Raw genomic sequence first — 14151 nt, forward strand, 5'->3', positions numbered from 1 at the left:
GGCCCGGGACGGCGGTCGGTCGCTGGACCGGCCCACCCGGGTCCGGCCCGGCCGTCACTCGTTGGGGTGGTCGGCGGCGCGGAGGGGGCGAGGAGCGGGGCGGACGGCGGCCCGTCCCGTTTGCTGGCGGTGTCACGCCTTCTCCGTCGCCCCGGCAACGCGGGAGCCCGCCGCCCCCGTCCAGGCGTACGGGGGACACCGGCAGGGGCTCCGGGACCCGACCGCTCCCGGAGCCCCCGTCGGGACACGGCGACGACCGCCCACCACGAGCACGGGGTCCAGCGCACCATGAGCACCGAACTGAAGGCTCCCCGGCGCACCGGGGGCGCGACCGCCCTGGGGTCCCGTCGACTGCGGCCGACGCCGTACCTGGTGGGGGGCTGTCTGTTCTGGCTGGTGGTGTCGCTCGCCCACGGGCGGCTGCCGATGTGCTGTGACGTCGGGCAGCACGCGGCCGTCGTGGAGCGCCTCACCGACGACCTGTGGCGCCCGCGGCACCCGATGGTCGACCTGCCGGGGGACGGCAGCCCGTACTTCACCCCGTACGCGGTGGCGCAGGCGCTGGTCGCCAAGGGGACCGGGCTCGCCGGCTGGGCGGTGGTGAAGCTGTCCGGGCCGGTCAACCTGCTGGTGCTGCTCACCGGGTTGGGGCGGCTGACCCGGGCGGTGGGCGGGCCGGACACCCGGCGGTGGGCGCCGGTGGTCGCGCTGGGGACGGTCACCCTGCTGTGGGGCACCGAACGCCTGTGGTGGTCCGGGTTCTTCGGGCTGATGTCGATGACGGGCAACCTGTCGTACCCGTCGACGTTCGCCACCGGGCTGACGTTCTGGGCCTGGGCGTGGACCGCCGCGCTGGTCCGCTCCCCGGCGCGCGGGCCGTGGGCGCACGCCGGCCTGGGCGCGCTGCTCGGGCTGATCGTGCTGGTGCACCCGATCACCGCGGTGGCGGCGGCGCTCGGGGTGGTGGCGTTCGCGGTGCCGCCGTACGGGCGGCGCTGGATGGAGCGGGGGGCGTGGGGGCGCGGCGGGTTCGCCCGGCCGTGGGCGCTGCTGGTGCTGGTGGCGGGCGCGGTGGCGGCGGCCTGGCCGTACTTCTCGGTGTTCTCGTTGCTGGGCGGTACGGGCCCGGACGCGATCCACGCCCTGCTGTACGAGGACGTGCGGGCCCGGTTCTGGCTGGTCGCCCTGGGGCTGCCGGCGCTGTGGGCGCGTTGGCGGCGCGATCGGCGGGACCCGTTGGTGGTGCTGTTCGGGCTGGCCCTGCTGGTGGTCGCGTACGGGTGGTTCTCCGGGCACTTCACGTACGGGCGGCTGGGGGCGGCGGCCGTGCTGGCGCCGCAGTTGGCGCTGGCGGTGGAACTCGCCGCGCCCCGGCCCTGGTCGGGGCGGCGGCGGGCGCTGGGGGCGGCGACCGCGGCGGGGGCGCTGGCGGGGTTCTTGACGGTGCACGCGGGGGCGGTGGTGCCGGGGGCGCTGGACCCGGTCGGGTTCCCGCAGCCGCCGCGCTGGCCCTCGTACGGATGGGTGGCGGCCCGGGTGGAGCGCGGTGCGGTGGTCCTCACCGACGGGTACCGGCCGACCCGGTCGCTGCCCGGGTACGGGGTAAACGTGGTGGCGCCCGCGTGGCCCGATCCGGCGTTGGACGAACGGGAGCGCAGCCGCCGGCGCTCGACGGTGCACACGTATCTGGCGCCGACCTCCTCGCCCGCGCGGCGGGAGGCGATCGCCCGGCGGTACCGGGTGCGGTGGTTGCTGCTCTCCCCCGAGCAGCGGGTGCCGCCGGAGGCGGTGGTGGTCGACTGGAACCCGCGCACGGGAGAGGTGCTGGCGCGGGTGCGGTGAGGCGTGCGCCCGGCGCGCCCGTACGCCCGTAGGCCCGTACACCTGTGCGCCTGTGCGCCCTGCGGGCCCCGGGGTGGGGCCGGGGTGGGGCGAGCGGGCGACTCATGGGCGTATTGCCGTGAAATCACCCTTTTCCGGGCATACGCTCCGGCTGATGACCCATCAGATCACCCCCGACGACTCCCCCGCCCCCGCCGCGCACCCGCTCACGCCCCCACTCTCAGGCGCGCGGGGACGCCGCACGCCCCTGGCGTACGCCGCCGGCTGGCTCGCCACCCGGACGGTGATGCTGCTGGTGCTGGTGAACAGCGGGGCGGACCTCCTCGGCTCCGGCGGCATCCCCCGGGAGGTGCACGGGCTCTACGCCCGCTGGGCCGGCCAGCTGTCCGCGGGGACCTTCCCGGTGGGCGACCCGCTGTGGCAGTACCCGCCCGGCGCCGGACCGGTACTGCTGGCGCCCCACCTGGTGCCGTGGCTGAGCTACTTCGAGGCGTTCGTCGCCCTGACCCTCCTCGCCGACGCGCTGGTGACCGCGGCCCTGGTGCGCGCCGGCGCCCGCCCCGGGCGCTCCCCGGACGGCGCCCGGCTGTGGCTGTTCGGACTGCCGCTGCTGCTGCACCTCCCGCTCGCCCGCTACGACGTGCAGGTCACCGCGTTCGCCGTGGTCGGCCTGCTCGCCCTGGCCCGCTCCCCGCGCACGGCCGGGGCCTGCGCCGCGCTGGGGGCCGCCGTGAAGGGGTGGCCGGTGCTGACGCTGCTGGGCACGCCCCCGGGCCCGGACACCCGACGGGCGTGGACGACCGCCGCCGCCACCGGCGGAGCGCTGCTCGTCCTGCTCGCCGTCACCTTCCGCAACCCGCTGGGCTTCCTGCACGAACAGGGCGCCCGCGGCGTGCAGATCGAATCCCTCGGCGGCACCCTGCTGGGCTTCGCCCGGCAGGCCGGCTGGCCGGGCACGGTGCGCTACCGCTACGGCGCGATGGAGTTCGTCGGCCCGTACGTGGACGCGGTGTCCACGGCCTCGCTGGCGCTCACCGCCGCGGCGGCGCTGCTGCTCCTGGTGTGGCGGCTGCGGGCCCGCCACTGGACGCCGGCCACCGGGTTCGACGCCGCCCTGTGCGCGGTGCTGCTCTTCACGGTGACCAGCCGGGTGATCAGCCCCCAGTACCTGGTGTGGCTGCTGGGGCTCGCCGCCGTCTGCCTCACCTCCCGCCGCACCGGCCAGCGCCCCGTGGCGGCCCTGGTCCTCGCCGCCACCGCGCTCAGCACGGTGATCTACCCGGTCCTCTACGCGGAGGTGACCCACTCGACCTGGACGGGCTGCACCCTGCTGCTCCTGCGCAACGGGCTGCTCGTCGCCGCGACCGCCCTGTCCTTCGCCCGACTGTGGCGCGGCACGGGCACCGCAGCGGCGGACGCGCACGCGAAGGGGGCCGCATGGATCTCCGGAACCCGCAGCACGCCCAGGTGAGCGTGGTCGTGATCGGTCACGACGACGCCCCGCACGTCACCGGCGCGGTGCGCTCCGCACTCGCCCAGGGGCCCGTCGTCCGCGAGGTCCTCGCCGTCGACGACGGGTCCACCGACGGCAGCCCCGACCTGCTGGACGCCCTCGCCGCCCGGGAACCGCGCCTGCGGGTGCTGCGCCGCGCCGACAACAGCGGCGGCTGCGGCACCCCCCGCAACGACGGGCTCGCCGCCGCCTCGGCCCCGTACGCCCTGTTCCTCGACAGCGACGACCTGCTGCCGCCCCGGGCCGCCGCCCTGCTGCTCGCCGCCGCCCGGGAGCAGCGCGCCGAGGTCGCCGCCGGCCTGTGCGTGCGCCGGGAACTCCCGCACGGCCCCGACCGGCCCTGGCAGCCCCGTCTCTACGCCCCGCCCGCCGCGCCCGCCGTCCTGGGCCACCCGTCCGAGCGGCCGGAGCTGACCCGGGACACCCTCTGCGTCAACAAGCTGTACCGCACGGACTTCCTCCGGGAGCACGACGTGCGTTTCCCCGAAGGGCGCTTCCCCTACGAGGACTTCGTCTTCACCGCCCGGGTCCTCGCCGCCGGCCCGCGGCTCGCCCTGATCCCCGACCCGGTGTACGTCTGGCAGGTGCGACGGGACGCGGACCGGCTGTCGATCTCCCTGGACCGCGCGGGCATCGACAACTGGCGGGACCGCATCGACGCCCACCGGACCGCCGTGGACGTGCTGCTCACGGCCGGCGAGCACGCCCTCGCCCGGGCCAGTCGGGCCGCCTTCCTCGACCTGGGCCTGCGCATGTACGCCCGGGAGTTGGACCGGCGCACCCCCGAGTACCGACGTCAGTGGTGGGCGCACACCCGCTCCTACCTGGGCACCTTCGACCCCGACGAGCTGGACCCGGTGGACCGCCCCGGCCGCCTCCTCGCCCGGGTCCTGCTCGCCGCACCCCAGCCGCAGGACCTCCCCCGACTGCGCGAACTCGCGTCCCGGCCCGCCAGGTTGCTGCCGCCGCACGTCCGGGACCCGGACGACACCCCCGTCTGGTCGCACGAGCTGCCCGTCCCGCTCGACCGGCTCGCCGCCCGCCCGCTGCGCACCCTGCCGCTGACCGTCTCGGCACGACTGCGCCCACGGCTGCGGGGCACCACGCTGCGGCTGCGGCTGCACGAGTTCTACGGACGGGTGGCGCAGGCCGGACCCGTGCGGGTGGAGGCCGAGTTCGTGGAGCGGCGCACCGGCCGGGTGGGCGCCCGGTGCCCCGCGCGGTTCCGCACCGGTGCGGAGGACGTCCCGCCGGACGACCGCACCTGGACCGCGGACGCCACCGTGCCCCTGCGCCGGCTGGGCGCCGGCACCTGGGACCTGAGGGTCCTGCTGCGGTTCGCCGACGGCACCGAACGACGGACGAGCACCCGGGCGACGGACGGCCCGGGACTGCTGCGCCGCCGGGCCCTGCCCAGCGCGGGCCGCGGCATCCGACTCGTCCAGCCGTACGCCACCCACTCCGGGTCGCTGGCGCTACGGATCGCCCTCGGTCCGCGCGGTGCGTTCGGGGTACTCCGGCGCCGGCTGGTCCGGCTGTCGGGGGCGCGCCGACGGCCCTGAAACACGCACCGGAACGTCACCCCGTTCACACGTTCCCCTGTCGTACCACCCAAAGGTGTCTCTTGCGCACGCTATTGACGCGAAGTCAGAATATGGGGAAACCAGCAATTCGATGCGCCGCAGCTCAGCGCGGCGGCGGCGTGCTCTGACAGACTGCGCCCCGTACGGAGATACGGCGTTCGCCCTTCCGTACGACCACTCCATTCCCCCGCACACTTCAGCGCGCGTCGAGCCCGCGCGCACCGACCACAGGACAGGGTGAACGAGCCGACCATGACCTGGCTGATCACCGGCGGTGCCGGATACATCGGGGCGCACGTCGTCCGCGCCATGCGCGCGGCGGGCGAGCGGACCGTGGTCTACGACGATCTGTCCGCCGGGAACGCCCAACGCGTGCCCGACGGCGTGCCGTTGGTGGTGGGATCGACGCTGGATCCGAAGCTCGTCGCCCGGGCGATCAGCGGCCACTCCGTCACCGGCGTGGTGCACCTCGCGGCCCGCAAGCGGGTCGCCGAGTCCGTCGAACAGCCGCTGCGCTACTACCACGACAACGTGGAGGGCCTACGGATCCTGTTGGAGGCGGTGGCCGAGGCCGGCGTGACCTCGTTCGTCTTCTCCTCGTCGGCCGCCGTGTACGGGGCGCCCGCCGCCGACCTCATCACCGAGGACACCCCCTGCGCACCGGTGAGCCCCTACGGCGAGACCAAGCTCGCCGGGGAGTGGCTGGTGCGGGCCGCGGGCCGGGCGCACGGCATCGCCACGGCGTCCCTGCGCCACTTCGACGTGGCGGGCGCCGCCTCCCCCGAACTCGCCGACACCGCGGCGGCCGGACTCGTGCCCCTGGTGATGGGCCGGCTGACCGACGGGCTGCGGCCCCAGCTCTTCGGTGGCGACCGCCCCACCCACGACGGCAGTTGCGTGCGGGACTACGTCCATGTGGCGGACCTCGCCCGGGCGCACGTCGCCACGGCGCAGCGGCTCGCCGCGGCCGGCCCGGGCGGAGCCGAACTGACCCTCAACATCGGCCGGGGACACGGCGTTTCGGTGCGGGAGATGATCGCGGCGGTCACCGGGGCCGCGGGGCGCGACCTCGCACCGGAAGTGCTGCCCCGGCGGGCCGGCGACCCCGCCCGGTTGGTGGCCGACGTGGACCGTGCGGCCCAGGTGCTCGACTGGCGCCCCCGACACGGGCTGCACGACATCGTCACCTCGGCCTGGCAGGGCTGGCTGCGCGAGCACCCGGAGGCGGCCCCCGCACTGACCTTGAGGTGAGTACCCCACCAAATAGTCGGTACTTGTGGCGGCCGGGGGCCGCGACGACGCTGGTGGGGACGCCGTCCGGGCGGTGAACGCCGCCGGTCGGACCCGGTGTCCACGGCTGCGTGGACACCGCGGCCACCCCTGCGCATTGGAGCGGAACATGCCCCCGAAGCACCCCGTCACCGTCATCGGACTCGGACTGATGGGGCGGGCCCTCGCCTCGGCCCTGCTGGCCGCCGGACACCCGACGACGGTGTGGAACCGCAGCCCGTACAAGGCCGCGCCGCTGGTGGCCGAGGGCGCGACGCACGCCGGATCGGTCACCGAGGCGGTGGCGGCGGGCGAGCTGGTGATCACCTGTCTGACCGGCTTCGAGGACACCCGCGAGGCCCTGGCCCCGGCCGCTGAAGCCCTGGCCGGGCGCTCCTTGGTCACCCTGAACAGCGGCACCCCGGGCGGGGCCCGGGAGACCGCCGCCTGGGCCACCGCGCACGGAGCGCGGTTCCTCGCCGGGGCGGTCAAGGACGTGCCCTCCGCCGTGGGGGCGGCCGGCACCCTGCTGTACTACGGCGGCGACCGGGAGGTCTTCGACGCGTACCGGAGCACGCTGGAGGTGTTCGGCGGGGACACCGTGCACCTCGGGGACGACGTCGACCTCGCGGCGCTCTACGAGATGGCGGTCGGGGCGATCCTGCTGCCCGCGCTCGTCGGGTTCTTCCAGGGCGCGGCCGCCGTGCAGTCCCGCGGGCTGAGCGCCGAGTCCACGGTCCGCTTCGCCGGCAAGTGGCTGGACATGATCAAGGGCCTGCTGCCCGGCTACGCGCAGGAGATCGACCGCGGCGACTACGGCGACCCGCAGTCCACCGTGAACGTCTTCCTCGCCGGGGCCGCGTACGAGGCGGAGTTCGGCGCCGAGGCGCAGGTGGACACGGAGTGGGTCGGGCCGCTGAACGACCTGGTGCGCCGGGCCGTCGAAGCCGGGCACGGCGAGCACAGCGTCTCGGCGCTGACCGAGGTGCTGCGCAAGCCGACCCCCAGCGCCTGACCGGGCCCGACCGGCCCCGGCCCCGGCTCCCGCTCCCGGCTCCGGTCAGCGCAGCAGTGGAGCCAGCCGCCCGGCGACCGGACGGGTGATGCGCGCGGTGACGCCCGTGGGGGCCCAACGGATCTGGAGCCGTCCCGCGCCCCGGGGTTCCGGTTCGACGGTGACCAGGTGCGGGGCCAGCCCGTGCCGGTACTCGACCCGGGCCCGCAGCGTCGGGAAGCCGAGCGGTGCCAGCAGCAGTCCCGTGTTGCGCAGCCCGCGTTGGGTGAGGACGAGCACGGGGTGCCGCACACCGGCGAAGCCGTGCAGGGGGACGGGGGCCGCCGCGAGGTCGAGACGGACCCGGCCCTCGAACACCCCGGGCCGTACCGGGTCGATCCGGAAGGGCACTTCGAGCCGTCCCCCGCCGGGCGCGACGGCGAGCACCGCGGCCTGCGGCCCGACCGCCAACCGCAACCCCGGGTCGTAGGTGCGCACCACCAGGTCCACCGCGGCGCCGGGCGCCCGGGTGACGGACAGGATCTCGTGCCTGAGCAGCGCACTGGGGAACGGGCTGGTGTCCACCCGCTGGTCGGCGAGGTCCAACTCCCGGCGCCCCGCCGAGGACCCGGGCACCCGGTCCCCCCAGTACAGCCGTCCGCCGGGGCCCGCGGTCACCGTGCGGGGCGCCACGCCCTGGCCCAGGCCCCGCGCGGCCACCCGGGCGTCGGCGAGCCGTCCGTCCCGCACCAGTTGGAGGACCACCCGCTCGGCCCGCGGCAGTCGTGCGTACGCCGTGCGGGCGAGGGTCGCGAGGTAGGGGTTCACCAGGTCGGCGAAGGCGGCCAGCCAGGCGTCGTCGCGGTACGGCAGGTCACCCGCGTACATCCGGAAGTCGTGCTTGAGGAACTTGTGGTCCTTCTCGGGGCGCAGCCCGGCGTGCCCCGACTCCACCAGGAACGCGTCGATGAGGCGCTGGACGTGGACGCGGTCGCGCACGTTGGCGAGCAGGTGGCGCTGGTTGGAGATGGAGGCGTCGGCGTCGGCCGCGTACGGGGCGATGTACCAGCGGTAGACGGGGTCGGTCAGGACGGTGAACTCCCTGGCCAGGCAGTACGCCTGGGCGGAGAAGAGCTGGTCCTCGTAGTGGATGCCCTCGGGGAACCGCAGTCGGTGCCGGTCGAGGAAGTCCCTGCGGTACATCTTGCTGGTCGCCAGGTGTTCGAACAGCAGCCGGGGCTCGGACTCGATGCCGGTGACGGTGCGCCGCTCGGCCACCAGGTGCGGCATCCAGGTGGAGGTCCGCCCGGTGTCGGTGCGCACCCGTTCCACCGCGCCCAGCACGAAGTCCACCGGCCGCTCCCGGTGCGCGGCGAGCATCAGTTCCACGGCCCGGGGCGGCAGTTCGTCGTCGCTGTCGAGGAACATCAGGTACGGGGCGCGGGCGATGTCCAGGGCCCGGTTGCGGGGGGCGCTGCATCCGCCGCTGTTCACCGGCAGCCGTAGGACGGTGATCCGGTCGTCGGTCGCGGCGAGCCGGCGGGCCACCTTCGGGGTGTCGTCGGTGGAGTGGTCGTCGCTGATGACGATCTCGATCGCCCGGTGGGTCTGGCGGCGCAGCGACTCCACCGCGCGCGGCAGCCGGTCCGCGTCGTCGTGGACGATGACGGTGACGGTGACGTCGGGCTCACCGGGCGCGGTGGCGGCGTGCACGACGTGCGGAGACGGAACGGCAGGCGGGGGCGGAGCGGCCGGCGGGGGCGGGGGGACGTCCGGCGGGTTCATGTCGCGTCGGCCTCCTGGGGAGTGGGGACGGCGGGCCGTTCGTCGACCGGCACCACGGGCGGCAGGTCCTCCTCCGCGGTCCCGAGGAAGACCCGGCGCACGACCCGTTCGGCGGCCCGGCCGTCGTCGAACTCGCAGAACCGGCGCCGGAACGCCGCCCGGGTCTTCGCCGCCGCCGCGTCCTGCCAGGCGCCGGAGCGGATGACCTCCGTCAGTTCGTCCTGGGTCCGGGCGACCTGGCCGGGCGCGCCGGCGGGCAGGTCGAAGTACACGCCGCGGGTCCTGGCGTACGTCTCCCAGTCGTCGGCGTAGACGACCACGGGCCGGTCGAGGTTGGCGTAGTCGAACATCAGGGACGAGTAGTCGGTGATGAGCCCGTCGGCGGCGAGTTGCAGGTCCTCCACCGGGTCGTAGCCGGACACGTCGATGACCCGGCCGTCGCGCCGCAGCCCCGCGAGCGGGCCGGGGGCGGCGGCGCCCCCGTAGAAGTAGTGGCCGCGCACCAGGATCACGGTGTCCTCGCCGAGGTGTGCGGCGAGTTCCGCGAGGTCGAGCCGGGGCGTCCAGGCGGCCTCGTAGTCCCGGTGGGTGGGGGCGTACAGGAACACGGTCCGGCCGCGGGGGACGCCGAGGCGCTCCCGGACCGCCCGGATGCGGGCGGGGGTGGCGCGGTGCAGTGCGTCGTTGCGGGGGTAGCCGTGGTCCAGCGACACGTAGCGCGAGGGGTAGGCGCGTTCCCACGTCTCGGTGGAGTGGGCGTTCGCGGAGACGCTGAAGTCCCATTTGTCGACGCGGTCGAGCAGGGCCCGGAAGTTGAGGCCCTGGGCGGCGGCCGGGTAGTCCTGCTGGTCCAGGCCCATCCGCTTGAGCGGGGTGCCGTGATGGGTCTGGAGGTGGAGGGCGTCGGGGCGTTTGACCACCGCACCGGGGAAGTTGACGTTGTTGACGAGGTACCGGGCGCGGGCCATGACCTCCCAGTACCGCGGGGTGCCGGGCACGACGTGGCGGGTGCCGGGCGGCAGCAGCGGGACCTGGGCCGCGGCGACCACCCACACCTGCCGGACGTCCGGGGCGAGTTCGGCGAGCTTCGCGGCGACGGCGGCCGGGTTGCAGGCGACGCCCCGGTCCCAGTACGCGGAGAAGACCGCGAGGTCCTGCTCGACGGGCCGGTCCAGGGCCTGCCGGTAACGGTGGTCCCGGAGCTTGGCCGCGACCTTGCGGCCCCGGCGCACCAGCTGGCCCCGGACCTCGCGACGCTTGTGGTTGACGCCCTGCACGAGGCGGTACGCGTGGTGGGCGTCCCGCTCCAGCAGTCGGTACCGGATGCCGTCGAGCCCTTCGGGGGCCGGGTGTCCGGGCGGGCGCCAGCGGGTGGCGGCCCGGGCCGCGCGGTGGAAGAACGCGCGGGCCACCGGCCCCGGAGCGTCACCGCGGGCGATGGTCCGCAGCCAGGCGTGCACCATCACGTCGTACAGGGCCGCCCGGACCTCGCGGGGTGCGTCGAGTTCGGCGAGCAGTTGCTGCACGGCCTCGTACCGGGCCACCTCCGCGTACGCCCCGGCGGGCGTGGGGGGCGGCAGGCTCGCGGGGCGCAGTCGACGGTCGTCCACGACCACCTGGTCCAGGGCGGTGATCCGCCGGGCGTGGACGAGGGCCGCGTACGCGAGGTACGCGTCGTCCGCGAAGGGCTCGTAGGACGCGGAGGGCCCGTGGGACGCGGGGGACGCGGGGGATGCCGGGGACTCGGGGGATGCGGGGGCGTGCCACTCCGGGTGGGCGCGCCAGAAGGCGGTGCGCAGGACGCGGGCACCCAGCAGCGGGGTGACCGTGAGCAGGGCGGGGCAGTCGGCCAGGGTGCGGGGGACCCGGCCGGCGCGGGCGAGGAGGGTGCCGTCGGGGGACGGGATGCCCGGGGTGCGCCAGGTGGAGCGGACGTGGTCGAGGAGCAGCACGTCCACCTCGGGCGGCTGCTCGGCGGTCAGCTCGGCCACGGTGCGCGGGGCGCCCGCCGGGACGCGGTCCTTCGCCGGGACGAGGTGCAGCCAGGGCGCGGTGGCCCGGGCGGCGCCGGCGGACCGGGCCACGGCGTCCGGGGTGCCGTCGGCCAACGGCACCGGGACGAGCCGGGGGTCCTGTGTGGCGAACCGTTCCGCCAGGCGGTGCGCGGCGGGGGTGGTGGTCGCGACGATCACCTCCACCGGGGCGGCCGGGCCGGACACGATGGCGTCGAGGCAGTCGTGGAGGTGTCCCTGCACGTTCGCGCCGTGCACCACCACGCTCAGCCGGGGCGGTCCGTCCGCCGCCCGCGCCGCGGGATCGGGGGGCGGGCCCTTGCGTGCACCGTCATCCGTGGCCACGGCGTCTCCTCAGCGTTCGCACGTCCTGTCTCCCCTGCACTCGGGCTCCCTTCCGTACCGTTCGACTCCGTACGGCCCTGTTCGACCGGGGCGGGGCCGTGGGTGCGCGGCGTGCCCTCACGGCCCCACCCGGTACAAACGCTCGCCGCCGGGGCCCACCGCGGCCTCCCGCAGTCCGTCCGCCGGCCACCGGGGCCCGCCCAACACCCACCGCACCCGGTAGTCGGCCAGGATGCGCGCCCGCTCCCCGGGCCCGGTCCCCGGCGCGTAGTACCGCTCGACCGCGGCCCCGCGCTGCGCCGCGTCGGGCAGCAGCACGTCCGGATAGCCGGGGGCCACGGTGTACGGCCCGTGCGCCGGGATCTGCCGGGCGGGGTAGGTGCGGGCCATCACCACGTCCCCGTACCGGACCCAGGGGGTGATCCACCGGTACCCGTGCCACGGCTCGCGCGCCTTGGCGGCCACCGCGGCCGGCAGCCGCTCGGGCGGCACCACGTAGCCGAGCGTCCCGGACTGGGCCCAGGCCCCGAAGCCCAGCGCCACCACCAGCGCCACCGCGTACCCCCGGCGCCAGCTGCGCCGACCGGCCCCGAACACCTCGACGGCCGCGGCGAGTTGCGCGGGGATCAGCACCGCGGGCAGGGCGCGGCCCCAGGCGTGGTGCCCGCTCACCCCGCCCAGGACGACGACCAGCAGCCCGAGGGCGAAGAAGAGGACGAGCGGATCGCGCCGGTCCCGTCCCCAGCGCGCGGCCAGGGCGAGCACGCCGAGCGCCGCCAGCCCGAACCGGGCGACCAGGTCCCCGTACAACGACCGGTGGATCGCGTCGAGTCCCGAGGTGCCGAGCAGGGTGAGGACGTCGTAGTAGGGCCACGCCACGACCAGGGCGGCGCCCAGGAGTCCCCCGCCGAGGAGCCGCACCCCCACCGCGCGGTCGGGCCGGGGCCGCGCGCCGAGCACCACGGCCAGCGCCCCGATCCCGGCCACCACCCCGGTGAACTGGTGCACCAGGGCGATCGTCCCCACCAGCAGCCCCAGCCACAGGAACACCGGCCAGGACGCCCGCCGGGCGAGCGCCCGCCACAGCCACGCCCACAGGTGGAAGGCGAGGCCCAGGGCGAGGGTGCTCGGGTAGGAGACGGTCAGCGCCAGCGACCCGAGACCGGTGAACCCGCTCCAGGCGAAGACCTCGGTGCCCCAGAGCAGGGTCAGACAGAGCACCGCCACCGGCACGGCCGCGATCCGGTCGGTGAGGACCCGGGCGAACCGCCACACCCCGCTGAGCAGCGTGCCGAGTCCCACGGCCGCCGCCACCCGCAGCGCCCCGAAGGTGGACAGCCCGCCGAGTTCGGCGCCCGCCGCGAGCAGCACGGTCCACGGCGAGTAGTACGGGCTCGGCGTGTCCTCGGCGACCAGGGGGTTCCCGGGGTGCAGCAGGTCGTGGCGGAGGCGTTCCAGGGTCGCCGCGTGCATCCCGAGGTCCCCGACCCACGGCAGCCGGGCGCTCACCAGGGCCAGCAGCACGACCAGCAGCGCGGCGGCGGACCAGGCGGCGCGCGGGGCGAGTGCGGCGACGGCGCTGCGCGCGGGGGGATCGGCCGCGGGGCCGCGCGCCCCCGGGTCGGGCGGCTCGGTGCGCGCCCGGGCCAGGGTCATCGTCCGCTGCGGGCCGCGCGCTCGGCCGCGCGCTCGGCGGGGCGACGGCTGCCGGGGAGGGTGTCGGGGGCGAGGGGGCGGGCGCGGTGCGGGGACCGTGCGGTGCGGGTGCGTCGGGCGCCCCGGTCGGGACCTTGGGTCCGGTGCGCCTGGTGGGTGTGGTGGGCCTGATGCGTCTGATGTGGCTGGTGCGCCTGGTCGTGACGGTCGGGCTGGTCGTGCGGGTCGTGCGGGTCGTGCGGGAACACCCAGGTCCGGTAGACGAGGAAGCGGAACGCGGAGGCCAGCCCGATCGACAGGGCCTTGGCGGCGTTCGACGCGAGCGGCCCGGTCAGCTGGGCCCCGTGGTAGGCGGCCGAGAACAACAGGCTCTCCAGCAGCACGCCGAGTCCGCTGAAGGCGAAGAAGAGGACCACCTGTCGCTGGGTGCGGGCCGCCCGGTCGCGGTAGGCGAAGAAGCGGAAGCCCAGGTAGTTGCTGGCCATCGCGGCGCAACTGGCGAGGACCGTGGCGGTCATCGGGCCGGTGCCGTGCGCATGCAGCAGCAGGTTGAAGACGACGAAGTTGACGGCCACTCCGGACCCGCCGACGATCCCGAACTTCACGATCTCCAGGGCGAGTCGACCGAGCCGCCCCCGTGCGGGCGCGGAGCGGTCCGGCGAGTGCGGTGATCGTGGCGGACGTTGCGCGTGCTGCGGGCCCGGCGGGCTGTCGGAGACATGGACGGTCACGGAACGGCACCCCTCGGTCTGACAATCAGGTCCACCATAGACCCAATAGTCGCTATTGCCCGTATTTACGGACTTTCCGGTGCCGTGTGACGCCCCCTGACGGGGTCCAGCCAAGGTGAGCCCGAAAGGGGCAGTGGGATGATCTTGAGGTGAAGCAGCCCGCCCCCTGATCTCAGAACGTCCTCCTTCCCACTGCCGGGACCGCCAGAATCTTGGTCATGACGAATGACGACAGCCAAGAGCCAGTCGTGTGAGCCGTATGGTCCCTGGGATCGACGGCCCGGTGACGTTCCATCACGGCCCGGTGGATCGGGAGAGCGCGACGCAACCCTTCGAGGTCGTGCGGTTCACGGGCGCGGAGGAGAGCGACATCCTCCATGCAGCTGGCTGGTGGCCAGACAAGGGGCCATTTCCCCGCGCT

Annotated in this window: 9 protein-coding genes; 5 read left to right on the forward strand and 4 right to left on the reverse strand. The window is 75.4% G+C overall.

All coding sequences use genetic code 11. The features are described 5' to 3' along the window. The first annotated feature begins 288 nt into the window (after nt 1–288). The 5 genes from ACFYOU_RS08460 (at nt 289) to ACFYOU_RS08480 (ending at nt 7222) form a co-directional block, all read left to right on the forward strand. The gene (locus ACFYOU_RS08460; RefSeq protein WP_391304179.1) at nt 289–1842 is read left to right on the forward strand and encodes a hypothetical protein; all 1554 of its coding nucleotides are present in this window, start codon (nt 289–291) and stop codon (nt 1840–1842) included. Between the two features lie 154 nt (nt 1843–1996). Beyond that, complete coding sequence (locus tag ACFYOU_RS08465; protein ID WP_391304180.1) at nt 1997–3313, forward strand: glycosyltransferase 87 family protein; 1317 nt, start codon at nt 1997–1999, stop codon at nt 3311–3313. Beyond that, nucleotides 3280–4917 (forward strand): glycosyltransferase, encoded by a 1638-nt coding sequence (locus tag ACFYOU_RS08470; protein WP_391304181.1) that lies wholly within the window; start codon nt 3280–3282, stop codon nt 4915–4917. The genes ACFYOU_RS08465 and ACFYOU_RS08470 overlap by 34 nt, the downstream gene beginning before the upstream one ends. Before the next feature lie 273 nt (nt 4918–5190). After that, entirely contained in the window at nt 5191–6189 is a 999-nt protein-coding gene (gene galE / locus ACFYOU_RS08475; RefSeq protein ID WP_391304234.1) for a UDP-glucose 4-epimerase GalE, read from the forward strand. Nucleotides 6190–6337: 148 nt separating this feature from the next. After that, entirely contained in the window at nt 6338–7222 is an 885-nt protein-coding gene (locus tag ACFYOU_RS08480; protein ID WP_391304182.1) for an NAD(P)-binding domain-containing protein, read from the forward strand. 45 nt (nt 7223–7267) lie between these two features. On the opposite strand, the gene ACFYOU_RS08485 is transcribed toward ACFYOU_RS08480, so the two are convergent. The 4 genes from ACFYOU_RS08485 to ACFYOU_RS08500 all read right to left on the reverse strand — a co-directional run bounded on the left by ACFYOU_RS08485 (nt 7268) and on the right by ACFYOU_RS08500 (nt 13730). After that, nucleotides 7268–8986: a glycosyltransferase gene (locus tag ACFYOU_RS08485; RefSeq protein ID WP_391304183.1), complete on the reverse strand. Its 1719-nt coding sequence runs from the start codon at nt 8984–8986 to the stop codon at nt 7268–7270. Beyond that, on the reverse strand, nt 8983–11262 hold the full coding sequence (locus ACFYOU_RS08490; protein ID WP_391304235.1) for a CDP-glycerol glycerophosphotransferase family protein: 2280 nt from the start codon (nt 11260–11262) through the stop codon (nt 8983–8985). Before ACFYOU_RS08490 ends, ACFYOU_RS08485 begins: the two co-directional genes overlap by 4 nt. 198 nt (nt 11263–11460) lie before the next feature. Next, on the reverse strand, nt 11461–12999 hold the full coding sequence (locus tag ACFYOU_RS08495; protein ID WP_391304184.1) for a hypothetical protein: 1539 nt from the start codon (nt 12997–12999) through the stop codon (nt 11461–11463). Continuing rightward, nucleotides 12996–13730 carry a GtrA family protein gene (locus ACFYOU_RS08500; protein WP_391304185.1) on the reverse strand — a complete coding sequence of 245 codons (735 nt, stop codon included), beginning with the start codon at nt 13728–13730 and terminating at the stop codon, nt 12996–12998. Before ACFYOU_RS08500 ends, ACFYOU_RS08495 begins: the two co-directional genes overlap by 4 nt. Nucleotides 13731–14151 lie beyond the last annotated feature (421 nt).

It is taken from the genome of Streptomyces sp. NPDC005955, from assembly GCF_042871255.1.
Taxonomy (GTDB): domain Bacteria; phylum Actinomycetota; class Actinomycetes; order Streptomycetales; family Streptomycetaceae; genus Streptomyces.